Origin of the sequence: Candidatus Megaera polyxenophila (genome assembly GCF_029982035.1) — a bacterium.
In the GTDB taxonomy this organism is placed as follows: domain Bacteria; phylum Pseudomonadota; class Alphaproteobacteria; order Rickettsiales; family Rickettsiaceae; genus Megaera; species Megaera polyxenophila.
In genome coordinates, this window is the sequence record NZ_CP104167.1 from 1 (window position 1) to 23,915 (window position 23,915).

The 23,915-nt window shown below is 33.5% G+C and carries 15 protein-coding genes and 5 pseudogenes; 5 read left to right on the forward strand and 15 right to left on the reverse strand.

Annotated elements, in window-relative coordinates; translation table 11 throughout:
- Window positions 1–7,767 precede the first annotated feature (7,767 nt).
- From N3Z16_RS09125 to N3Z16_RS09140, 4 genes are all read right to left on the reverse strand, one after another.
- Complete coding sequence (locus N3Z16_RS09125; protein ID WP_282487117.1) at window positions 7,768–8,268, reverse strand: hypothetical protein; 501 nt, start codon at window positions 8,266–8,268, stop codon at window positions 7,768–7,770.
- A 151-nt stretch (window positions 8,269–8,419) separates the two neighbouring features.
- The gene (locus N3Z16_RS09130; RefSeq protein WP_282487118.1) at window positions 8,420–8,623 is read right to left on the reverse strand and encodes a cold-shock protein; all 204 of its coding nucleotides are present in this window, start codon (window positions 8,621–8,623) and stop codon (window positions 8,420–8,422) included.
- Window positions 8,624–8,682: 59 nt separating this feature from the next.
- On the reverse strand, window positions 8,683–8,961 hold the full coding sequence (locus N3Z16_RS09135; RefSeq protein ID WP_282487119.1) for an HU family DNA-binding protein: 279 nt from the start codon (window positions 8,959–8,961) through the stop codon (window positions 8,683–8,685).
- A 126-nt stretch (window positions 8,962–9,087) separates the two neighbouring features.
- Entirely contained in the window at window positions 9,088–9,327 is a 240-nt protein-coding gene (locus N3Z16_RS09140) for a hypothetical protein (protein WP_282487120.1), read from the reverse strand.
- 173 nt (window positions 9,328–9,500) lie between these two features.
- Between N3Z16_RS09140 and N3Z16_RS09145 the strand changes: the two genes are divergently transcribed.
- The 3 genes and pseudogenes from N3Z16_RS09145 to N3Z16_RS09155 all read left to right on the forward strand — a co-directional run.
- Window positions 9,501–9,686, forward strand: a complete 186-nt coding sequence (locus N3Z16_RS09145) for a hypothetical protein (protein WP_282487121.1) — start codon at window positions 9,501–9,503, stop codon at window positions 9,684–9,686.
- Window positions 9,687–10,199: 513 nt separating this feature from the next.
- Window positions 10,200–11,452, forward strand: a pseudogene (ltrA, locus tag N3Z16_RS09150) (group II intron reverse transcriptase/maturase).
- 86 nt (window positions 11,453–11,538) lie between these two features.
- A pseudogene (locus N3Z16_RS09155) lies at window positions 11,539–12,039 on the forward strand (HD domain-containing protein); the annotation flags it as partial.
- Here the strand turns inward: N3Z16_RS09155 and N3Z16_RS09160 are convergent.
- From N3Z16_RS09160 to ltrA (N3Z16_RS09200), 9 genes and pseudogenes are all read right to left on the reverse strand, one after another.
- Complete coding sequence (locus N3Z16_RS09160; protein ID WP_282487123.1) at window positions 11,999–12,463, reverse strand: hypothetical protein; 465 nt, start codon at window positions 12,461–12,463, stop codon at window positions 11,999–12,001. The pseudogene N3Z16_RS09155 and the gene N3Z16_RS09160 overlap by 41 nt on opposite strands.
- Before the next feature lie 321 nt (window positions 12,464–12,784).
- A pseudogene (locus N3Z16_RS09165) lies at window positions 12,785–13,914 on the reverse strand (IS91 family transposase).
- Between the two features lie 73 nt (window positions 13,915–13,987).
- The gene (locus tag N3Z16_RS09170) at window positions 13,988–14,242 is read right to left on the reverse strand and encodes a hypothetical protein (RefSeq protein WP_282485543.1); all 255 of its coding nucleotides are present in this window, start codon (window positions 14,240–14,242) and stop codon (window positions 13,988–13,990) included.
- A 294-nt stretch (window positions 14,243–14,536) separates the two neighbouring features.
- Window positions 14,537–15,348, reverse strand: a pseudogene (locus tag N3Z16_RS10850) (IS630 family transposase).
- A gap of 74 nt (window positions 15,349–15,422) precedes the next feature.
- Window positions 15,423–16,241, reverse strand: a complete 819-nt coding sequence (locus N3Z16_RS09180) for an IS3 family transposase (protein ID WP_282485683.1) — start codon at window positions 16,239–16,241, stop codon at window positions 15,423–15,425.
- Between the two features lie 7 nt (window positions 16,242–16,248).
- Entirely contained in the window at window positions 16,249–16,548 is a 300-nt protein-coding gene (locus N3Z16_RS09185; RefSeq protein WP_282485684.1) for a transposase, read from the reverse strand.
- Between the two features lie 33 nt (window positions 16,549–16,581).
- Window positions 16,582–16,842: a helix-turn-helix domain-containing protein gene (locus tag N3Z16_RS09190; RefSeq protein ID WP_282487125.1), complete on the reverse strand. Its 261-nt coding sequence runs from the start codon at window positions 16,840–16,842 to the stop codon at window positions 16,582–16,584.
- Between the two features lie 67 nt (window positions 16,843–16,909).
- Window positions 16,910–17,440, reverse strand: a pseudogene (locus tag N3Z16_RS09195) (MFS transporter); the annotation flags it as partial.
- Between the two features lie 91 nt (window positions 17,441–17,531).
- Entirely contained in the window at window positions 17,532–18,866 is a 1,335-nt protein-coding gene (gene ltrA, locus N3Z16_RS09200) for a group II intron reverse transcriptase/maturase (RefSeq protein ID WP_282487127.1), read from the reverse strand.
- A gap of 85 nt (window positions 18,867–18,951) precedes the next feature.
- Between ltrA (N3Z16_RS09200) and N3Z16_RS09205 the strand changes: the two genes are divergently transcribed.
- Both N3Z16_RS09205 and N3Z16_RS09210 read left to right on the forward strand, forming a co-directional pair.
- A complete protein-coding gene (locus N3Z16_RS09205; protein ID WP_282487128.1) occupies window positions 18,952–19,743 on the forward strand; it encodes a winged helix-turn-helix domain-containing protein in 792 nt (263 codons plus the stop codon).
- Window positions 19,695–20,096, forward strand: coding sequence for a transposase (locus N3Z16_RS09210; protein ID WP_282487130.1), 402 nt, complete (start codon window positions 19,695–19,697; stop codon window positions 20,094–20,096). Before N3Z16_RS09205 ends, N3Z16_RS09210 begins: the two co-directional genes overlap by 49 nt.
- Before the next feature lie 739 nt (window positions 20,097–20,835).
- On the opposite strand, the gene N3Z16_RS09215 is transcribed toward N3Z16_RS09210, so the two are convergent.
- On the reverse strand, window positions 20,836–21,186 hold the full coding sequence (locus tag N3Z16_RS09215; protein WP_282486200.1) for a hypothetical protein: 351 nt from the start codon (window positions 21,184–21,186) through the stop codon (window positions 20,836–20,838).
- A 5-nt stretch (window positions 21,187–21,191) separates the two neighbouring features.
- Window positions 21,192–21,338, reverse strand: a complete 147-nt coding sequence (locus tag N3Z16_RS09220) for a hypothetical protein (RefSeq protein ID WP_282486201.1) — start codon at window positions 21,336–21,338, stop codon at window positions 21,192–21,194.
- Between the last annotated feature and the right edge of the window lie 2,577 nt (window positions 21,339–23,915).

Here is a 23,915-nt window from a genome sequence, read left to right on the forward strand (position 1 = left end):
GTAATCGGGTATAATTAAAATAGAACGATATTTAGTGAAAAGTAAGGTTTATGCAACATAGTACTCCTTAATAGGAGTGTTGAATTCCATTATGGGTATTGCACTTTACCGCGTTCTAATCTTAAAGAATTTAATAAGGGCTTAAGGCGTATGTGGGTTTATTGATTCAATTTCTTCTAAAATGGCGGTAAGCTCTTCTTCTGCTCCTAAATTAAACAAAGCATCTACTTTAACTAAATAGGCCTCTTCCTTTTTAGGATAAATGGTAACTGCTACGTCTGCGCTTTTAAGTGCTTCTTCATAACGATGCAATTTATAGTCCCTTTGGTGGTGAAAACCTCCATCTTCCAGATGGAAAAGCTTTAGCTTGTCTAATGCGCCATGATGCGGTAGCATCATAAGTCTATGACTTACTATAACAAAAGATCACATTCAGTTTTTTATCATCGTTATCATATAGTATGGATAACGAAATATCGCTATAAGGTACTTACTTACGACATAAAAAAACGTGTTCGGGAACTAGTGTTACAGGTAGCTGAGGAAATGAGTATAAAGATAGAAAATGGCGTTGTATCAAGCGACCATGTCCATATATTTGCAAATATTCCTCCGCATATTAAAATTAGTGAATTTGTTCAGAAAGCTAAGGGAAGATCATCTAAAAGAATACAGGAAGAATTTCCGATACTAAAAAAGAAATACTGGGGTAGACATTTATGGGGCAGAGGATACTTCAGTTCAACTAGCGGTAATGTTACAGATGATATGATTAACGAATATATCAACAAACACACTGACGCTCATGAGACCGACTTTACTTCAAATATTAGGCTAGAATGAGCTTTAGCTTGATAAGCGACTTCTAGTCGCAAAGATCAAACTTTCATCTCTCAGATGAAAGTGGTTGATTTAATGCTTTTGCTTTCTTAACGTACATTAGGTATCTATTATCAGAGGAGGCATCAACCTTTATTGCTTGATCGCATATTTCTATAACGTGTTCGTATTTTTCATTGTGCAAAGCTATATGAGCTTGATGATGTAAGTGCTGCCAGTTATCTGCGATATTTTCTGAAAAGAATCTTGTATATGCAACTAAACTTATTAGTGCACCGAGCATGAACCACAATAAATATTTGGTGTATCTGCATTTCATATATGTTACCTTTAAATATTTTATTTATTGTTCAATAAGAGCAGCTTATAACATTAATTGTAAAGTTATTATTAGCTTAATGCAATTGTTCTATAGCTTTTCTGGCTTGCTGAATTAACACCCCATTGGGGTATTTATGCCCGTAATTTATTGAAGTGTAATATGAACAATTTTAAGGATATATATCTTTCTCTAAGTTCTTATTTAATGCTTGGTCAAAAGATAAGATAGGGCATTTACAAAAGTTAGATTTTGCTAGAAGTAAGCAATCCACAATATGCATATTTAGTTGTTGATAATAATTTAAGGCTAGTAACAAAACTTCTTTCTCGCTATCTATTCCTTTATATGCTAATAATTCACTTAAAGTCTGACTTATTTTGTCTCTTGGAACTTTGTAGAATGATGATAAGACAAAAACCACCTCAGTAAATACTGCTTGTTCAATTGTAAGGTTAACTTCACCTGTCTTTGCCCGATCAAATAGTTCCTTGGTTTTTAAAAACATTTCCTGATTATCTGCAGTCAAGTAGCGAATTATAAAATTAGTATCACAAATATATTTCATTCTTATCCTATTTATCCTTTAAAACTGACACAGAATTATTCCAGGCTTGCTCTCTGATTTGGGCAAAGGGTAGGGTAGTATCTTTTTGATAAGAAGCAAGAGAACCTGCAACGTCATTAATTGGAGAAATCACAACTTGTTTATTATCATTAACTTCTAAAGTTACTACATTTGTATTTAATAATTTTCTAACTTTTTTAGGTAATACTATTTGTCCTTTAGGGGAGATAGTAAGTGTATTAATATACATAATATTACTTTCCTACAATATATTAAGTAATTAATATTATTATATAATAAGCATTTACTAATTACAACTTTTAAATAATAGAAGTATTATATTAAATTAGTATAATACTTTTAGTTTTATTAAAAAAGAAATAGATAACTTACATTTAACAATAGTATACTAAATAAATTTTATAATACTTATTTTCAGAGATCACATTCTGTTATATAATCAGTTTTTAATGACCTTTTGCATTACTTAGTATAAGATACAGGTTAGGTGACAATCTAGGTTTTAGCAAAAAAGTTGTTTTTTACCTAAAAAGCTCTTATCTTTCAAGGGTTTTAAGCTACTACATTTATTGTTAGTTTATTAGGTGATTTAGCTAGTGCCACAAACGCTCGTTTGAATTACAATGCTCTTTAAAGATTTTTTACTTATTTGCTACAAAATTGATAAATCCCCATTTCTCAATATTAGTAAGTGGGTTTTTGTAGTTACTTACTAATTGTAAAAATCAAATAATTGCCATATACAAAAATTATATTATTATATCATTAAAAATATAAAATTTAATAGAAGTAATATATGACAGATGCAATCATTTTACGACCTGATGCAAAGGGAAGAATAACACTTGGTGAAATTACTAATAATGTTAGTAGTTATAGAGTAACAGTAGAAGATAATGGTAAAATTACCTTAGAACCTTATGCAGAAATTCCATTAGCAGAAAAATGGATATTTGAAAACAAGGAACTTTTAGAAAAAGTGGTTCAGCAAATAAAAGCTGAACAAACAAAATAATTACAATTCTACTGATAAATTGATATTTTATGCTATTAGGATATGCCAGGGTTTCGAAATCTGATGGAAGCCAAAATTTAGATCTACAACAAGATGCACTTAAAGCATATGGAGTTGAAGAAGAAAACATATATAGCGACTATGCAAGTGGAAAGCTCGATGATCGACCACATTTACAGGCTTGTCTTAAAGCTCTCCGTAAAGAAGATACGTTAATAGTTTGGAAGCTTGATAGATTAGGAAGAAATTTACATCACTTAATCAATATAGTCCATGATCTACAAAACAGAGGCATAGGTTTTAAGGTACTAACTGGACAAGGAGCAGATATTGATACTAACACTGCTAATGGAAGGTTAATCTTTAGTATTTTTGCTTCATTAGCTGAATATGAAAGAGAGCTGATTTCTGAGAGGACTAAGGCAGGGTTAGCTTCAGCAAGAGCACGTGGAAGAAAAGGTGGCAGAAAATTTAAAATGACACCTATAAAACTGCAGATTGCCCAAGTGGCTATGGAAAAGTCAGAAACTAAGATCTCAGATCTTTGCAAGGAACTAGGTATTACTCGCCAGACCCTCTATCGGTATCTCGATCCTAAAGGTGAATTAAGATCAGGTGCACATAAATTGATGGTACAAAAAAATAATTGAAATCGTCTTCTGAAAATGACAAGTTCCATAGAGAGATTATCGTAGAAAATATAAAAGCCGGATTAAAATCTGCGCGTAAAAACGCTAGAGTCGGTGGAAGACCGAAGCTTATGAGTGATAATAAAATACGTACGGCAAAAGCCATGCTCAAAGATAATAAAAATTATCCGTTTATTTCTGATATTATCAAAACAATTTCTATCGGTAGGACAACGTTCTATAGATATTTCCCTCCAGAATCTATACAACAACTCAGACCTCAACAGTAAATTCCTATTGGTAAATACGGTATCTTTATGGAATATTCTGGGAAAACCGAATAGCTTCTTCCTCCTGTTGATATTTACCGGTTAACTTACCGGCTTCTTCGTCTATAGAGCATACTACGTCTACAAATAATAGCTTATTGATCTCAGCAAAAATACGTTTGTGGTACTCTACGTATAGCTTGTGCCTACCTTTGACACATATAAGGTTAGGGCTAGTTTCTTTGTTTCGTAAATCTTAGTGCCTGTTTTAATGCCTTTTAGTTTAGCTTCATAGCTAGCGGCAATAGCGCAGGTAGAGTCAGAGAGCAAGGGAACAACTACCACCGGTTTCCCTCTAAGTGAAGGATCAACTTGCTGTTCAATGGTAGCGAAATAGCTATTAAGATCAAAGTACAGCCAATTTAGGCCTTACATTTGTTTTAGCACCAGCGTTGCTCTTTAATCCTAACAAGTTATAATTTTAATTAACAAAATGTAAATACCGTTGGTTTATCTGCTCCGAGGCATTTATCCATTCAGGTGGAAAATATAATAATATATAAAAGGTAAATACTGAGAAAAATAAACCACCTGTTACCAAAGCAATCATATAAAATGTTTCTTTCTTAAAGGAGAAGAATTTTTTTAATAATTTAAATAAATATGAATATTTAAGCCTGTGGCCTTTATTAGCTTTATTAACCATAAAATCGTTGTAAAAAATTTATAATGATATATTTAGATTATATGAATAATGTACATAAATCAAGATGAATAATTTATTTTATTTGGTAATTTTGTGTGGAACAGTGATTGGGGAACATATTTCAGTCTTCTGTTACAAGGATCAGTGTCACGGAATGAACAAATCGTAGAAGGTATACCAGAAGGGTATAGAGAAAACGGCGATTAACATGCTGAAACATAAGCTGGACGATAAACTTATTTCTTTGGTAACGGACTTAAGTTTAGACGAAATAGCAAAGCTAAAAAGTAGGGCCCTATTGCAAATAAGGAGATGAAACGAATTAGTTCCAAGATATGATACCAATGGTTTAGCAAGCAAGTAAGTTATCAGTAATGATTCTAATTTCCCCGAAAATACCTTGTCCATATTTCCAGAAGTTGAATCTTCCTTTTTTAAACATTCGCATTACCTCAAAACCTTTGACAGTTGCATAAGCTGTTCTCATTGATTTAAAACCTGATGTCGGTTTGATTAAGCGCTTAAGCTTACCATGATTGCGATCATTGTACCAAATGCCGCTACATTTAATATATTCCCCGACAGATACGGAAGGGACGTTTCCTGTAACGGTAACTAGCTCCTTGTGGTTTTTAACCTTAACCCGTAGAACACAAAATCCGTTTTCAGGATTATGATAAGTAATGCGCTCGATGTTACCCGATAGATATTCTTTAACATTTTGATTATGTATACTCATGTGTATCTTTTTAAGATGTACAGAGTTTTTGAAACCATTCCAGCTTATCTCGGTATTTTACATAATTATTGGATTTGTTGTTTGTACTTGAGAATCTACTATGAGCATCAAGTATTTCTACAGGTATATTAATTGAAGATGTACTATAAATGCTAGAACGTAGGTAATTTATTTCCTCGGCTACCTTATCTTCGTTCAGTTCAATAGACCAAGCCCTATATTTAGGGTTCTGATTCATGCTCCATCTATAACCTCGTGCTTTCAACAGTTCTTTGCTATCATATGGAGAATTAACTGCATATAGTTTGAATCTGATAGCTGCAGATTGAGTAAGTAACTCTTTTAATACCGGTACCTGTGATTTTGGTAACTTCTGTGCTAAAAGGTGAACCCCGGCAAGGCAATCATTTATTGCTCTGTGTCCTTCATGAAAAAACCCAAATTTATAAGCAATGTATTCTAGTTTACGGCTTGAGATTCCTTCTTTATCCCAGTCAACATCATACATTAGACAACCCCAAGCTTTTGAAGGAAGAGAAGGGAAGGTAGCTTCACTTCAAGGAAGGTACGATCAAACTGAGCGTTGTGAGCGATAATCAGGTCAACATCCTGCAAGTAATTAGCAACCGCACTTTCTTGAATTTTATGGCTTCTTACCGTATCATCATTAATTCCCGTAAGTTCTGTAATATACTTAGGTATCAGGATACTCGGATCTTGGTAGCCGCTAAAATCATCCAGCAAGCGAAAGATGGAGCCTTGCCTGTTATATTCAAACTTGACCATTCCAAGTTCTATCAATTTATCCTGTGTATAGGATAGACCTGTTGCCTCAATATCCAGAAAAACAGCGATCATTTTATCATCTTCATCGCCGGTATTATAATATTCCGGCCTCTGATATTTTTTAGTGACTCTGTAATGGCCTGAATTATTTAAAATAACAGCTAGATTCTCTATATCCTCGTGTTGCATTTTTTGAAAATAGTTCAATATATTTTATATGTACCGAAGTACCTAACGAATCTAAACAGGTTATTACAAGTTCCATGCTCTTACAACTGAAAATTATATTAAGTATGAAACCCGGAAATTTGATCATATATAAATGAAATTAACTTTTTATTTGTGATACTGTTAAAGTAATTCTGTATAAATAACGCAACCTAATTGTGCAGGCTATACCCAGACCTAAAATAAACAATTATTTTATTTAAAATTCTTTATTAAGTAATGTATTTTTTTGAATGTAGTTATAAGAAGCGAATAAATATTTATCTTGATTATCTAAAATTGCCGCTTAAAAATAGCCAAAACAGGAAACTAGATTAGTAAAAATTTTGTCTTGAAAAATCGGTCCTGTATCTATGATACAGATACTACTACAGAGTGGATAATCCTGAATTTATTAGGAGTGAATGACTTATATATTTTTAATGAATTTTATTTTTGGGGTCTCAACTACTATTGGGATGACTTTGATACCATTACTTACCACCGAAGGATTAGATCTATCTTTGCTTATGCTAGGAATAATTGAAGGCTCCTCAGAATTTTTATCAAATATGCTTTGTCTGATTACCGGTAGTACTTTTGATCGTGTAAAAGATAAGCGCCTTTTTTTTATTCCGTCATTTATAGCGTTGTGCTCTAAAATTATTCTTTGTTTTCCTAGCGTTACTACTATTTTTCTTAATAAAATCTTGGAGCGAATTAGTAATGGGCTTTTGCTGTTCCCAGAGACGCATTTATTGGTGTAAGTGCAAAAATAAAGGGATGGCTTTAGCATTTTTAAATATTTCAAAACCCTGGGTTGTATTATAGCTCCGTTACTGGTTAGTTGTTATGCTTATTACATAGGTTGTCTAGAAGATAATATCACCACCTTATTCATATTTGCTTGTTGTATAAACTTTGTAGCCCTTATCTTATCTTTTTTAGTGAGGTCAAAAAAGTAGAAGCAATAGCTAAGGCAAATAGCTTTAATTTGTTAAAGCTTAGGTTAGCATTAAAATCTTCATCTGGTATAATAGCAGTTTCTTGTATTTTCTTTTTAGGGAGATTTAACGATGGAGTAATAATGCTGTACTTAAAAAAGTGTGGTTTCGCTGAATGATTTTATCTATCGACTATTGCATTTTTTAATATTTTCTTTTCTTAGTGGTCTTAGTACCTTTATATCTTCATTAGTATGCGGTTATTTAGCTGAAACATCTTTTATCTATATTTTTATACTAAGCCTTATCTTTTCAGCAACCTCACTACTATTCGTATTAATTTATCCCATAGCAGTGAAGACTTGAGATTAGAAAGCATTTTTCCTAAGATAGCTATACTGCTACTATTTTCCTTCCCAGAAGTAATCATGTATGTCAAATACACAGGTTTGTGCTAACGGTTCAATTATCCCGATCCTTAATGACATCGATAAATTTTTGGTAATTAAATAGGAAAACAGCTGTTGCAACACATAATATGTGTGATGCCGTAGCTAATGGTTTTTAGTAATAGTTTCCACCGCATAATATTAGCCAAATAACTAACGGGAAGAAAAATTGAGTATAATTATTTATTTCAAACTCCAGACTAAATACCAATCAGTCTCGAATTTTATGGTAACTAAATTTTAATAACAAATACCTTAAATAGCTACAGATTTTATTATTGATATTGTACCTTACCACGTTCTAAACGTAAGGAATTTAAAAGTGGTTTAAGAGGAGTATGTGGATTTATTGATACAATTTCTTCTAGAACTGTTATTAATTCTTCTTCCAACCCTAAATTAAACAAAGCATCTACTTGAGCTAGATACGCTTCTTCCTTTTTAGGATAAATCGCAATGGCCAAGTCTGAGCTTTTAAGTGCTTCCTCGTAACGATGCAATTTATTTAATGCCTTTGCTTTCTTTACATACACAAAATATCTATTAATAGGAGAAGTATTAGGTTGTATTGCTTGATCGCATATTTCTATAACGTGTTCATATTTTTCATCGTGTAAAGCTATATGGGCTTGATGATGCCGATTCTCTGTATTGCCATTTAAAAAGAATGTTTTATATATCACAACACTTATTAAACTAACAAATATTAATGAAAGTAAATATTTGGTATTATTACATTTCATTTTTCGTTTACTATATCCTTTAATTTCTCTCATAATTTATTTAAGTAATTTGCAGAGGATATTTATATTAATTTACTAATTTTAGTTGCAGCAAAAACGAAATAACTTCAAAAGCTTTGATGCAATACATCCCAAAGATTCCTGATAAGTTGCTATATATTCTACAAAGCACCTTAAGTACCAATTATACTAACCTTATATCGATTGCTGATATTTTGCCTTGGTGAGACTCTGTGTTGTATTTAACTTTTTGCCCTTCGTTTAACTCTCTTAGCCCAGCTTGCTCTAATGCTGATATATGTATAAATACATCACGTGATTTGTCATTTGGTTCTATAAAACCGTATCCCTTTGTTGAATTAAACCATTTTACGATTCCTATATGCATAATATTTTTTTTATTGATTTTAAAAACTTATCTTAGCTTATTTTGTTTAAAATTACTTGTTATTTCTTGTTTACTACGTCTTTTAGTTTTTGCCCTGCCTTGAATTTGGGTTGGTTATAAGCCGGTATTTGTAGAGGTTCTTGAGTTTTAGGATTCCTTCCTGTTCTTGCGGCCACTTTACCTATACTGAAATTACCAAAGCCAACGAGGGATATTTCCTTACTTTGTCCCATCGCATCAATTACTGAAGATGTAAATGTATCAATAACGTCGTGAGCAGCTTTTTGGGTGATATTGTGTTGCTGGGCAATATGTTTACTAAATTCTTCTTTATGCATAATTATCCTTATTAATTAGTTTAAAATCTAGACCTTGAGCATTTTAACATTACACTTGATTTAGTAAACTAAATTTTAATTTTTTAGCTTTAATGTTTTTACATTAAGGGTGATATAGCTAGATAATTAACCGACTCCTGCAATAAGATATGCAATGCTTAGAATAAGTTGTAAGTTATTCATATCTTCTGGTAATACTTGGGTCAGCTGATCAGTTTTATATAACAAATACAACTGTTCATTATATAATTTACCAAATAACTTACCGGACCTATAAAACTTAACACCATTGATGGTCATTCTATAGTTTACTTCTCCAAATTGTGAAAGAGTTTTAATAATGTCTTTGATTATGTTATTTTCCAAAACAATCCTCATCTGATATATAATGATTTGTGTATTAGTTATTACAAAATTTGTAGGCAACATAAGTAAAGATTGTAAAGTCTATAGGTTAAAAATATATTAACTAACAAAATTAATTGTTATTCATTAGAAAGAATGATAAGATATTTTATTAATATTGAGTAATATCATTTATGTTTTATTCCGAGCCTTGTAAATATTCAATAAGATTAATAGCAAAACTAAAATCATTAGATACTAAAAATGTACTGGACTTTAATTTGATTAATAAAGCTATTTACTGGGCTAAGAAGTATCACGGCAATCAGAAAAGAAAGAGTGGTGAGCCAGTGTGCCATAGAGAAGCAAGGAGGAAGTAACAAATCCTTGTAAGCTTTATAAAAGATGAAGGTAGGTCCTTCGGAGTCGGTTTTCAGGAGCAGGCTTCAAACCACCTCAAGTAGCTGTCATAAAGAGTGATGGTTGTGAGCGTTGAGGAAAAGTCAAGAATAGACTTGGCAGGTGTGGATCAGAAAGACGAACTAACGTGAACTACTGACAACGCGTCGTAAGTCTTACAATATGACATCAAAACTGGAAGTGAGGTTCCCTTCTAGGATCAATTTGCAAGAGACCTGATTACTGTGCAAGTGGTGTCCGGCGTAAAGGTAGCGTGAGTCTGATCATAGGCTTTTATAAGGAACTATGGGAACTAGTCGCCTTGATGTTAAGGGAGAAATATAAGAGGTGGATACCTTGAATATGAGAGTACCGACGCAAGGAACTAGGGCGGAGCAATTCGTAGTAGTGAAGAAACTTCTGTAATGGGAGTGGAGCGAAGGGATTGCGTTAGGTAGTTACATTTAAAATGCAACTTGCAAAAGGAGGAAATTTTGAGTGCAACAAAACCATTTACCATTCCAAAGAAACTAGTAATGAAAGCTTTTAAACTAGTCAAAGCGAAGGATGGTGCTGCTGGAGTAGATCAGCAAACTCTGACAAGCTTTGAAGAAAGCTTACAAGACAATCTTTATAAACTATGGAATAGGCTATCATCAGGTAGTTATTTTCCACCACCAGTCAAGGCGGTAGCAATACCTAAGAAAACTGGAGGTGAAAGGATTTTGGGAGTACCAACTATATCTGACAGAATAGCACAGATGGTAGTGAAGTTAGTTTTTGAACCTTTAGTAGAACCTTATTTTTATCCAGATTCTTATGGTTATAGAGTTGGAAAATCAGCATTAGAAGCTATAGGTATTACTCGTCAGCGATGCTGGAAGAGTAATTGGATATTAGAGTTCGACATTAAAGGATTGTTTGATAATATACCACACGAACTATTATTAAAAGCAGTAAGAAAACACACAGATAACAAATGGGTATTATTATATATAGAAAGATGGTTACAAGCACCTATAGAATTACCAAATGGTGAGGTAAGTATCAGAACAAAAGGCACACCGCAAGGTGGGGTGATTAGTCCTATATTAAGTAACCTGTTTTTACACTATGTGTTTGACAATTGATGAACAGGCAATACCGACAACTAAAATGGTGTAGGTATGCTGATGATGGTTTAGTACACGGGGATAGCGAACAAGAAATGCAAGAACTGTTAGTAGCACTGAAGCAAAGGTTTAAAGAATGTGGATTAGAGCTACATCCAGAAAAGACAAAGATTGTTTATTGCAAAGATGATAAGCGTAAGGGTGAATATCCAAATACAGAGTTTACGTTTTTAGGATATAGCTTTAGGCGACGAAAGGTTAAAAACAGCAAAGATAATAGTATATTTGTAAGTTTTAACCCTGCAGTAAGTAAAGACGCACAGAAATCAATGCGAGCAAAGATACGCAAGAGTAGTGTTAGTCGTAAAACTGACGTTAGTATACAGGATATAGCTGAGAAATATAATCCAATCCTGCGAGGGTGGATAGAATATTACGGAAAATATCATGTTACAGAGCTATATAAATCAGTGATGCGACATTTTAATACGAATATTCTTAAGTGGCTTATGCGTAAGTATAAAAAGTTTAAAGGTAGTAAAGCAAAAGCAGGAAAACTTTTAAAAGAAATTGCTAAAAGAGATCCAAGTTTATTTGTACACTGGGAAAAAGGAATAATAGATACGTTTGCCTAATGGAAGCGGTGTGAATTGAGAGGTTCACGCACCGTTTTGCGAGAGACTAGTGGGGAAGTTCCACTGGTCTACTCTCCTATTACACCCATCCTTTAGAGGTCGCTTATATGATTTCTGATCATAAGCTTAAAACTGATGTAATAGTAGCTAGTATATTGCATGATATTATCGAAGATACGGAAGTTACTGTAGAGATGATAGAAGGTACTTTTGGACAGAGAATAGCTGAAATGGTTGACATGCTTACCCGTGATAGACCTGATGGTACTAAGTTAACTATAGAGGAAGTAATCAACAATGCTTATAAAAAAGCTGATAAGGAAGTGTTGCTAATTAAGTTAATTGATAGGTTGCATAACATTCAAACTATAGGAAGTCTAAGCGCTAAAAAAATAGAAAAAACTATTACTGAAACTCTAGCAAACTTTATAGCTAGTTCGATGTATCTTGGATTATTAGAAATAGAAAGTCAGTTGACCGAAAGCTGTATGTATTATGATTCCAAACAGAAAAACAAGCCCTACAAAAAAAAGTCTATATTTTCTTTTAATGATCATACCTCCCCGCTGTTATCTCTAATTTCTTAAAATGAAACAACCCAAAACCAAATGCTATACTCATAGGTATCATCAGGATTGCAATACCCCAGTGACCAAAATATTTCTCTAGATAAACAAGTCCAAAAGAGGTTGTTATATGCATTATAGCTCTTGATAGGGCATATATAAAACTCCCGAAAGTGAAGCGCTTAAAAATAGGAATATGAGTATAAAAAACCGGCGTAGCAGGATTAGTACTGAGAACAAATAGTACAAAGAATGCTTGAATACAAAATAATTGTATATGATTATCTATATTATCTAATAAATATGGGGTAATTAGTGCAAATGGAAAAAATACCCATAACTTAAACTGTAATATTTTTAGAGGATGTATCCTATAAGATAGCCAGGTTATGATAATGTAACCAGTTAATGCAATGATCGAAATAATAAAGTTCTGATGTATCACCTCATCAGGCGTGAATCCTAAGTTCTGTTTTAAAAAATTACCACAATAAATATATGTAAAGTAAAAACATACTGACCATCCGCACTGGATAAAAAATAAAGATAGCAAAGTTATTTTATAGTATAGGAATTTCAAAATTTGTAACCAGAAAAATTGTTAATCAAAACTTTGAAAATTCGTTTAATAAAATGTAGTTACAAGCCACAATATTAGAAATTATCAACACTTTTATAAAAATCTCTGCCAGAATCTATCTAAAAATAGGTTCAGTTTTACAAATTATGTGGCTAAGACGTGAAAGAAGTGTTCGCCATAATGATGTTATCTAGGCGTTGATAATAATTCATTGATTCTTATTAATAACAATGGCGGAGATAAACCGTAATAAACTTGCCGCAGATTCATACATTTATTGCAATTATAGCAAAACAGAGGATCTATTTTAAAATTCAACCAAATCATTAATCTCCAACTAATGAGCTTAGTTTTCTTATGAACGATTTGATTAATTGCCTTATATACGATAGGTAATTGTACGCCCCTAGTTCTATTAGATAAAAAACCGTAATACCTAATCATTCGAAAATAACGATCTGGTATATGCATAATCAGACTAGCTATGAACTGCATCACGGGCATAGTTATGCGATCAATTGTATTATTATAGTGATCAAGAAATTTAAACGTTACCTGCTTTCCGTCGTAATTTTCTATTCTTGTCTCGGAAATAGGGGGCGTTTTATATACCGCCCTAAATATTCTATGTTGCGTTTATGATCATCCGATGGTTTTTGTAAATAAACATACCAACTGATTTCGTATAAACTACTCATCCAGTTATTAAAATTCTCAGCATTTTGATATGCGGACGGCAACTTCAAATTACTTGAGATATATTGAAAGCGAAATAACTCAAGGACTCTATGTCTCCACATTTTTTTAATAGGTTCGGCAGGAAAAAATAATTTTTGCCACTTGCCTTTGCTATTTATACCGCCGCAAGTAACCGATAAATGGATATGAACATTGCGTTTTAAATCTCTACCGAAAGTGTGTAAGGCAGTAAATATACCAACCACAAGATTTTTCTTTGTAGCTATCTCCTTAATAATTCCTGCTGCAATACCGGAAATCAATCCAAACAGATCACGATTGAGCCAAAATATCGGCCATAAAGAGTCCGGCATTGTAAATGTAATGTGCTGCCATCGTGTTTTTGGTAGAACATTGCTAGCCTTACTCACCCATTGATCCGTTTGTTTCTTACCACAACGAGAACAAAACCTACCTTTACAGCTGAATGCTACCGATTTATTGCGGTTACAATCACGGCAGCTATAACGTTTAAATCCTAAATATTTCGTTCCACACGATATAACTTTAGTGACGTTGAAAATAATGCCGTATCTTAGCTTGCCGTATTTTTTAGCGAAATCGAGACCAATTACCACGGTCTAGAAAAATATGTTTTATAGATATTCCTTTACCGACTATTTCCATAAATTACTTATAGTTAATGTTTTCTTACCAAGGAATCTTTCTTCCTTTGCGTTCTAAATCAAATTCTTTACAATCAGGGCAATAGTAAACAGAATTATACTTATGATTGGGAGATATTTTTCGCAACATTATCCAGAAAGCCTTGGCTATTTCCTTATCTCCTTCGGAAAAAATCTTTTTGATCCTGCTGTAAGGAATTGCTTGCTCTTTAGAAATGGCCTTAAGAGTTTTTACCGCTAATTCATTGACCAAATGCTGCTCAGAGTGCAAGTTACTCATAACTCAATTATATATTATCTTATGTATGTCTAACATTCAGTCTTTATAACTCAAGTTAAAACAAATCAAATACCAGTATTATAATCCTCCATAAATATTTATCGGTCAAGAGTATCTTCTTTTAAGCTGCCACCGATAGGTGGCTTATCTTGTTGCCCTTTTGTTGGTAAAGATAATTGTTCTTTAATATTTCGTTTGTTAAATCTTTTTGTAAAGTTATTTCCATTCTACGTTTAGCATCGGCAAAATCTACGGTTTCTTTTAATGTATTAACCCACCAACTAAATACCCGACTTAGGCGGCATATTTTACTTCTTTCGCCTGAAATAATCTTTTGATATGTTCTGGGTTATTTTGCAGAGTCCTTAGGTAAGATTTTAAATTCCCTTGGAGTTCAGATTTTGTAAGAGGTATATGTTTCCTATTTACATTTCTTTTTAAATCGTTGTTTAAATATTCATCCGGATTATGTTGCGGAGTATACGGAGGCAGAAAAAATAAAGAAATTTTCTTTTTATGTTTCCGAGTCCATATTTGTACTTTTTTGCTATGATGAACCTTGAGATTATCTAGGATTAAGAAGATTTTTTCTTGGAGTATTTTACCAACCTCCGTAAAAATTCTATAAATACATTTGTTTTTAGTGTCTCTTCGTACAGCATAAACCTTAGCTTACCGTTATTTGTAACAGTGGATATCATGTTTATACTAAATCTCTTCGATTTATGAATCACAACAGGGGTTTTTCCTTTTAAAGAATAGCTTTGTAATACCTGACACTCTTGTTTTATCCCTACTTCGTCGCACCAATGTATTTCTGCCTTTTCATATTCTGCTTGCTTGGCTATTGACGGATATTCTTCATCTAACCAAAATTGAACCCTTTTGGGTTGCTGCTCATATGCTAACTTCTTTGGCTTTTGTGCAGTATACCCCCATCTTCTTAAATATTCGCCTATTGTACTTAGGGGAAGAAAAAATCCACAATGTTTTTTGATGAGTGCATTAACTGATTTTCTTGACCATAATGCTGATTTGATATTGTGATCTTCTGGTCTAGAGATATTTACGTACCCTTGTATTATTTTACTTTGATCTTCGGTTATAAGCCTTTTCTAAGGTGGCCCAATTTGTCTAGACTAAAAATCAGAAATTATGAGATATAATTTGCGTTATAATATTAGCCAATAATTTTTGTTAAATACACCTGTTCTGGAGTTAAATATTCCAAGGATTGGTGCATCCTTTTACTATTATAAAAAGTTATGTAATCTGTTATAGCATTTTTTACCTCCTTGACAGTATTTAAAATTATCAAATATATTTTTTCTTGTTTTAATGAACGCCAAAATCTTTCAATAAATACATTATCTAAAGCCCTACCTTTACCGTCCATGCTAATCTTGATTTCACGTTTAACAAGTTCGTAGATGAAATTTTTTGACGTAAATTGAGAACCTTGATCGGTATTAAAAACCTCAGGTTGACCGTGCTTTTCTAGGGCTTCTTCTAGTGCGTCGATGCAAAAATCACTTTCTAAGCTAATAGAAACCTTCCAGCTCAGAATATAACGGCTAAACCAATCAATAATGGCTACTAGATATACAAATCCTTGTGCCATTCTAATATAAGTTATATCGGTGCTCCATACCTGATTTGTCTTAGTAATTTCAACGCCTTTTAAAAGATAAGGATATACCTTATGAGCTTGGTTGCGCTTGCTTAAATTCATTTTAGGATAAATGGCTTCTATTGACATTATTCCGTAATAACGACTTACCGCTTTGCGACCAATAACAATTCCAAACGGTACAAGATGCTTGGACATTCTTCTGGCCCCGAAATACGGATGCTCTGTATAGATTTCATCAATTACTTTCATTATTTCTAAGTCTCTTGTAGTTATTCCTTTTGCCTTGTAATAATAAGTAGATTTATTAATTAAAAGTAGATCGCATTGCCTAACAATGCTTAGATTTATACAATTATTATCAATCATACTTTTCCTAGTTTCCAAGTCCAAACAATGTAGATTTTTTTTTCAGCCAGTCACGCTCAACGCTTAACTGTCCTATTTGTTCATATAATTGTTTTATCAAATCTTGATTGTCTGGATCTTTTGTTGCCGGCTTAACTTGAAAACCACTAACTAAATTTTCTATACCTCTTTTTTTCCATGCTTGTATTTGAGTTGCATGAACCCCGTACTTACTGCTTATTTGTGCTATTGTCATTTCAGCTTTTATTGCTTCTATAACAATTTTTGTTTTTTCCGTCGCACTATATTGCTTCGCTTTTTTAGACATATAATTTCCATTTCCTTGTTGTGAAATTATATCTCATTCTTCATTTTTAGCAGTCCAGTTTTTGGGTACCATTATATTCTCTCCTATCTTTCTACCTCTTAACTTCCCACTAATTGCGTACTTGTCGCCTCTCTTTTCCCTCCTTACCCATTCATTTACTGTCTGGCGACTCACTCCTATTAATTCACCTACCGACGATTGACTCTCTCCTCTTTTTACTAGTTTTAGAGCAATCTTTCTCATCGACGCTTGTGCGCTTATTGATAATTTCCTAAAATCTTCACTTTTTGACATTATTGCATTATACAAATTCCTTCCTTCTTGGCAATAGTTATGTCGGGTATTTAATTGGTGGGTTAATAGTTCTTGCTAATGCGCCCACTAAAGCTATTACAGTACCTACCCAAAAAGCATATCGCCAATTGAATCCGTAACTCGTAAAAAGAGAAGCCAGTGCTAAAGCAAATACGCCTCCTAGAATAGAAGCAACAGCGATCATCATTACAACTGGATATTGCAGTGGCGGTTTTACAACCTCGGTTAGATATATTTCTGCCCCTACTATCTCTCCCATAGAAGACATGCCTTGAATCATCCGACAAATAGTAACAACCCAAGATGCTGTTATGCCTACTTGTGCATAAGTAGGCAAAGTAGCCATTACTACGTATGATATAGACATCAAAAAAGTGGTTATTATAACTGTGGCCTTGCGACCTACATTATCACCAATATAGCCAAATATCAAAGCCCCAAACGGTCTAAAAACAAAGATGGAACAAAAAGAAAAAGCCGATAATAAAGAAGCAGTAAAAGGATCAGTTTTTGGAAAAAATAATTCATTAAGCAGTACTGCCATATGAACGTAGAGCATCAAATCAGTAGGGTCGAGGTCAGGCGCGCATACTCCAAACTCAAGAGCCACGTTTCCTGCCCCCGCCACGTCAAACCCGCCGTGCGGTTTTCCCGCAACGGGCTTTCCCTTAGAATTTCGTATCCAAGTTTATGAGACCTAATTGAACAGGAGTTACTTTCAAGAGGTGGTATCCATTATATAACCCTAAGGTTTTATAAAGTGTCTCTTTACTCCATCTCTTCCATCCAAATCCTTGACGCTTTTGGGCATACATAAGATGTCTTCTCAGCTTCTTTTCTACCCAGTCTTTGATAAATGCAAAGCATTCACTTGAGTTCCCGATCCTAAAATAGGATACCCAACCTCTTAGAATTGGGTTGATCTCATCGATAACTTGTCTTACATGATGTGATCGATGTTGTCGGAATACTTCTTTGAGCTTTCTCAACAGTTTTGTACGACTTTCTATTTTAGGGAGGCGCAGTACTCCTTCTTTTCCTTGCCTTGTCCGTATTCGTTTGAAGCGGAAACCAAGGAAAGAGAAAGTGTTACCTTTTTCTGCATATACAAGTCTAGTTTTATCAGTGTTCAGCGTAACTCCAATCTTACTAAGTTCTTCTCGAAGCCTTTTATAAGCAGCTTTAAAGAGCCATTCCCATTTTTGATAACTATCAACTAAAATCACAATGTCATCGGCCCATCTATAATATTCTAGGTTAGTGTAGCTTTTGCCTTGAATTACAATCTTTGTAGCCTCTTTTGCTCTTTCAAGCATCTCATCCACTGAAGTCAGATAGATGTTGCTTAACAGAGGTGATAAAGGGCCTCCTTGACAAATTCCACTTTTACCTCCCGCCTTAATTATTAGCTTCAGAAGCCTCATAACAGATGAATCTTTAACTCTTTTAGCTAATTTGGTAAGAAGAATATCATGTCTGATGCTGCCATAATAATCCTTAAGATCGGCATCAATGACGTTTCCTTTCTTCTTAACGAGATCATCTGCTATTCTTTGCACTGCTTCTTGTGCATTTTTACTAGGTCGGTATCCATAAGATCCTTGTTGAAAGTCTGCTTCAAAAATAGGTTCAAGAATGAGTTTTAAAGCACCCTGAACCACACGATCCCGTATGGAAGGAATTAAAAGCTTGCGCATACCTTTTCCGCTTGCTTTTGGTATTTCTTTTAGACGGTTTCGTAAAGGGTAGTAAGTCTCTGATTTAAGTTCATTGTGTATCTGGTGAAGAAACGATTCAACACCGTTTCTTTCTATATCCTCAAAGGTCATCTTGTCAATGCCTGGTGCTCCATTGTTCTTTCGTGCCAGACGATACGATTCTCTTAAGGTTTCAATTTTACACATATGTACATAAATGCCCCAGAATCGCCAAGTCTTTTCAGACTTCGCTTGAATGTATATCTTCTTCCTCAGATCTTGTAATAAAATTGGAGTTTTTATCATTCTCCTTTACCTCTCGTTTTGTTAGAAGATGTTTTCTAAGTAAGAGGCCTTCGCTCCACAAGCATTACCTTGCTTCATCACTACTATGCCCCTATCCGACTCCCTCTCATCTTCTCTTCTTTTCCGAGATATATCTCGTTATAGAAAAGATCTTGCTCCTAGTATTTCTCTAGGGATGAGGAGGGCCTCTCCAGTTGCTACCTATGTCCTATTAACCCACCAATTAAATACCCGACATAACTATTGCCAAGAAGGAAGGAATTTGTATAATGCAATAATGTCAAAAAGTGAAGATTTTAGGAAATTATCAATAAGCGCACAAGCGTCGATGAGAAAGATTGCTCTAAAACTAGTAAAAAGAGGAGAGAGTCAATCGTCGGTAGGTGAATTAATAGGAGTGAGTCGCCAGACAGTAAATGAATGGGTAAGGAGGGAAAAGAGAGGCGACAAGTACGCAATTAGTGGGAAGTTAAGAGGTAGAAAGATAGGAGAGAAAAGGCTTATAACCGAAGATCAAAGTAAAATAATACAAGGGTACGTAAATATCTCTAGACCAGAAGATCACAATATCAAATCAGCATTATGGTCAAGAAAATCAGTTAATGCACTCATCAAAAAACATTGTGGATTTTTTCTTCCCCTAAGTACAATAGGCGAATATTTAAGAAGATGGGGGTATACTGCACAAAAGCCAAAGAAGTTAGCATATGAGCAGCAACCCAAAAGGGTTCAATTTTGGTTAGATGAAGAATATCCGTCAATAGCCAAGCAAGCAGAATATGAAAAGGCAGAAATACATTGGTGCGACGAAGTAGGGATAAAACAAGAGTGTCAGGTATTACAAAGCTATTCTTTAAAAGGAAAAACCCTGTTGTGATTCATAAATCGAAGAGATTTAGTATAAACATGATATCCACTGTTACAAATAACGGTAAGCTAAGGTTTATGCTGTACGAAGAGACACTAAAAACAAATGTATTTATAGAATTTTTACGGAGGTTGGTAAAATACTCCAAGAAAAAAATCTTCTTAATCCTAGATAATCTCAAGGTTCATCATAGCAAAAAAGTACAAATATGGACTCGGAAACATAAAAAGAAAATTTCTTTATTTTTTCTGCCTCCGTATACTCCGCAACATAATCCGGATGAATATTTAAACAACGATTTAAAAAGAAATGTGATAGGAAACATATACCTCTTACAAAATCTGAACTCCAAGGGAATTTAAAATCTTACCTAAGGACTCTGCAAAATAACCCAGAACATATCAAAAGATTATTTCAGGCGAAAGAAGTAAAATATGCCGCCTAAGTCGGGTATTTAGTTGGTGGGTTAATATCTGTTCATGTCGTCACTATTACCCCGCTGAAGAAACAAAACGTGTCAGTTAGATTTCATTTTGTTTTACTGTTTTCACCTAATACTTAGAGGCTCAACCTTCAGACTTAATTCTTTTACGAGGCTACCAATGTGTTCATTTGCATTACGACCTGAACAGTCACACCAATTCTTTAAATTGGTTTGTCGATAGGCTTCAATATAATGATTTCGCATTATATTGCTATCCTAGTTACACGGCTCTAACTTTTACCGTGGTGAGTTTATCTCTCACTCAACATAAGCGCCTTAACTGGACGCACAAATATTCAAGAAAAGTCCCTATAGATAATAATCCTACAGCTTCTTTCTGTTCTCTTGTAAGGCTTTTCTGTTCTGATACTTTCATTAAGAGTAATGGTTATTTTATAAACATTCTCCAATTAAAACAGCTATTTAGGATACTTTTCAACTGTTTATTAAATAATTGTTGAGATTACCTGTTATTTTAATTTGTATTGTTTAATACAGGCGATAATTTCTTTTTTGTTTATGGATTTTAAGCCCTTAATTAATTAGTGATTATGGCATATAGTATTTTGGGTACGGTTAGCGACAATTGTATACTTTCTTACAATATATTTCTGTGGTCAATAATAGGGATCTCTTAACTCCTTTAATGTCCTTGCCTCTTTCTTTCTAGCCAGTTTTTCTTGAAAACTCTCTACAGGATCTTCCATTTCTCGAAAGACAGAATTATCAACCGATACCTTTCGTGGTTTCTTGTTTTCTATACTGTTTTTATCTAATGGTCTTTGTCCCTTTTTGTTTATACCAGAAAGTTTATAATGCTTTATATAATTATTTAAAACATACTCAGATACTTTCAATTCTTGGTACACTTCTCTTTTAATTTTTCTGCTATTTAAAAGCTTCTGTATTTCACTGGGTTTATAGTTTTGCTTAAGGTATTCAAGATTACGTAAGATTGTTCTATTCATATCTTTTAAGCCTTACTTTTTAGCTTTGCTATTTCCTCTAAACTAAGTCCTGTTACGGAAGAAATTAACTTATCGCCCAGCTGTTGTTTTAACATGTTAAGAGCTGTTTTTTCCAAAATAAAATCTGTATTTGTTTTAATATTATTACTCATGATCATTTTAACTTTTCTATTCCTTCAACAGTTAAACCTGTTGTAATTTTAGATATTTTTTCAATGGCATATCCGTCTAGTAGCATAGCTTTGGCGATTTCTATGGCTTTTTTGTTTTCTTCTTTCTCAATACCCTGTAAGATACCCTTGTTAAACCCTTCTTCGATATATGAATCTGCAATGGTTCTCATGATATTACTTGCCTCTTCCTTTGGTAAATTATCTATAATCAGCTGTTCCAGTAGCTGCTTTTTTAAAATCCACATTTTGATGACTTTTGATCAAGGAAACTACAGCTTTATTTAAAATCATCAATTCTTGTTTAGTTAATGTTATCCATAAGAGCTTAAATACTTAATCTTCCACTACTATAGTAACTTAATATTAGTAGCCGATAACTTGCCTTTTTGTGTTACAGTCTCAAAACTGAGTTTCTGTCCTGAGTCAATATTCTTGATACCAGCTTGTTCTAAAGCTGAGATATGGAGGAATATGCCTCTTGATCTGTCGCTAGGTTCTATAAAACCATACCCTTTAGTAAAATTGAACCATTTGAGAGTACCGATTTGCATAATAGTATAACTTATTAAATCTTACTTATATCAATATCCTTTTCAGCTTCTCTTTTTGTGCATCCCTGTTGATTTGCGATATGGTCTATAAATTCTGCTTTGTTCATAATAAGTCTTTAATTAATTAATTTAAATTTTTAAGTTTATCTATAAATTTTTAAAAAGATGTTTTTAAAAAATCTAATTCTTCTTGTGTGGAAAAACGACCTAAAATAGGATTACGATGTGGATATCTTCCAAATTTATCAATGATTACTTTATGCTTTAATTCATATTTAAGGTGTTGCTCTAAACCAACTTGATTGTATAACTCTAAGGCATTTTTATGAATTATTTGTGATTCACTATGCATAAACGGTAAATAACAAAAAGCTTTCATATTTGGAATTAATTGTTTGTCTTGTTGTTTTTCTATCATATTTTGGGCTAATACCAAAGCCATACCATCATTATCAAATGATTTTGCGTGACCTCTATGTATGTTTCTGGAAAATTGATCTAAAATTATAATTTCTGCTAAACCCCCTTGGGGAGAAAATCTCCAGTCATATAATTCTCCTTGTACAGCTTGCTTATGTAAGCTACCAAAACGCTCAATAATAATTTGATCAATATGAATACTATCAATCAACCACTTTCATCTGAGAGATGAAAGTTTGATCTTTGCGACTAGAAGTCGCTTATCAAGCTAAAGCTCATTCTAGCCTAATATTTGAAGTAAAGTCGGTCTCATGAGCGTCAGTGTGTTTGTTGATATATTCGTTAATCATATCATCTGTAACATTACCGCTAGTTGAACTGAAGTATCCTCTGCCCCATAAATGTCTACCCCAGTATTTCTTTTTTAGTATCGGAAATTCTTCCTGTATTCTTTTAGATGATCTTCCCTTAGCTTTCTGAACAAATTCACTAATTTTAATATGCGGAGGAATATTTGCAAATATATGGACATGGTCGCTTGATACAACGCCATTTTCTATCTTTATACTCATTTCCTCAGCTACCTGTAACACTAGTTCCCGAACACGTTTTTTTATGTCGTAAGTAAGTACCTTATAGCGATATTTCGTTATCCATACTATATGATAACGATGATAAAAAACTGAATGTGATCTTTTGTTATAGTAAGTCATAGACTTATGATGCTACCGCATCATGGCGCATTAGACAAGCTAAAGCTTTTCCATCTGGAAGATGGAGGTTTTCACCACCAAAGGGACTATAAACCAATCGCTTGGCGTTAATTCATTAAACCAAAAATGTATAACTTCATTGTACAATTTTAACTTTTATCTTTTTAATTATTAAATTCATTAAATCACTTAACCAATTTTTCTGTGATTTCTGCAATATGTCTCCCATAAAGCTCTGCGGTTTTAATATCTCCCGAAGCTGTTGTTGTTTCTGGGGCTCCTTGATTTGATTGTGCCATAACACCAAGATAGCTACCTAAACGATTAATATTTTCAGGAGCATATGGTGATTCCGGTAATATACCTGGACTAACCCAAATCATTCCATGTTGACCAGCTAAAACTACCAATTCCAGTATTGATGATAGTTTGTCACCGCTTAAGCCTCCACTATTAGTAAAACCTCCAGCAACCTTATTTTTCCATTTTTGTTCAAAAAATATTTTTGAAGTTGTATATCAATAAACATTTTAAATGGTCCTGATAGAGAACCCATATAAGTTGGAGCCCCAAAAATAATAGCATCAGATTTTTCAAGAATATGCCAAGCTTCTTCTGGTATCTTACCCTCAGGGTTAACTTTAATTAACTTTGATTCAGTTCCTTTTATCTCAAGCGTACCTTTGTAAACAGCTTTAGCAATTACTTCGGTATGACCATAACCGCTATGATATACAACCGCAATCCTAGCAGCCAAAGCTGATGAAGAGATTGTACAAAATAAAATCAACCACTTTCATCTGAGAGATGAAAGTTTGATCTTTGCGACTAGAAGTCGCTTATCAAGCTAAAGCTCATTCTAGCCTAATATT

Coding starts and splice junctions, on each gene's coding strand:
- N3Z16_RS09125 (WP_282487117.1), bottom strand. CDS start 8,268: ATGAGAGAAATTAAAGGATATAGTAAACGAAAAATGAAATGTAATAAT.
- N3Z16_RS09170 (WP_282485543.1), bottom strand. CDS start 14,242: ATGAGTAACTTGCACTCTGAGCAGCATTTGGTCAATGAATTAGCGGTA.
- N3Z16_RS09180 (WP_282485683.1), bottom strand. CDS start 16,241: ATGATTGATAATAATTGTATAAATCTAAGCATTGTTAGGCAATGCGAT.
- N3Z16_RS09205 (WP_282487128.1), top strand. CDS start 18,952: ATGCCCCTATCCGACTCCCTCTCATCTTCTCTTCTTTTCCGAGATATA.
- N3Z16_RS09215 (WP_282486200.1), bottom strand. CDS start 21,186: ATGAATAGAACAATCTTACGTAATCTTGAATACCTTAAGCAAAACTAT.
- N3Z16_RS09145 (WP_282487121.1), top strand. CDS start 9,501: ATGTTTTATTCCGAGCCTTGTAAATATTCAATAAGATTAATAGCAAAA.
- N3Z16_RS09190 (WP_282487125.1), bottom strand. CDS start 16,842: ATGTCAAAAAGTGAAGATTTTAGGAAATTATCAATAAGCGCACAAGCG.
- N3Z16_RS09220 (WP_282486201.1), bottom strand. CDS start 21,338: ATGAGTAATAATATTAAAACAAATACAGATTTTATTTTGGAAAAAACA.
- N3Z16_RS09185 (WP_282485684.1), bottom strand. CDS start 16,548: ATGTCTAAAAAAGCGAAGCAATATAGTGCGACGGAAAAAACAAAAATT.
- ltrA (WP_282487127.1), bottom strand. CDS start 18,866: ATGATAAAAACTCCAATTTTATTACAAGATCTGAGGAAGAAGATATAC.
- N3Z16_RS09130 (WP_282487118.1), bottom strand. CDS start 8,623: ATGCATATAGGAATCGTAAAATGGTTTAATTCAACAAAGGGATACGGT.
- N3Z16_RS09135 (WP_282487119.1), bottom strand. CDS start 8,961: ATGCATAAAGAAGAATTTAGTAAACATATTGCCCAGCAACACAATATC.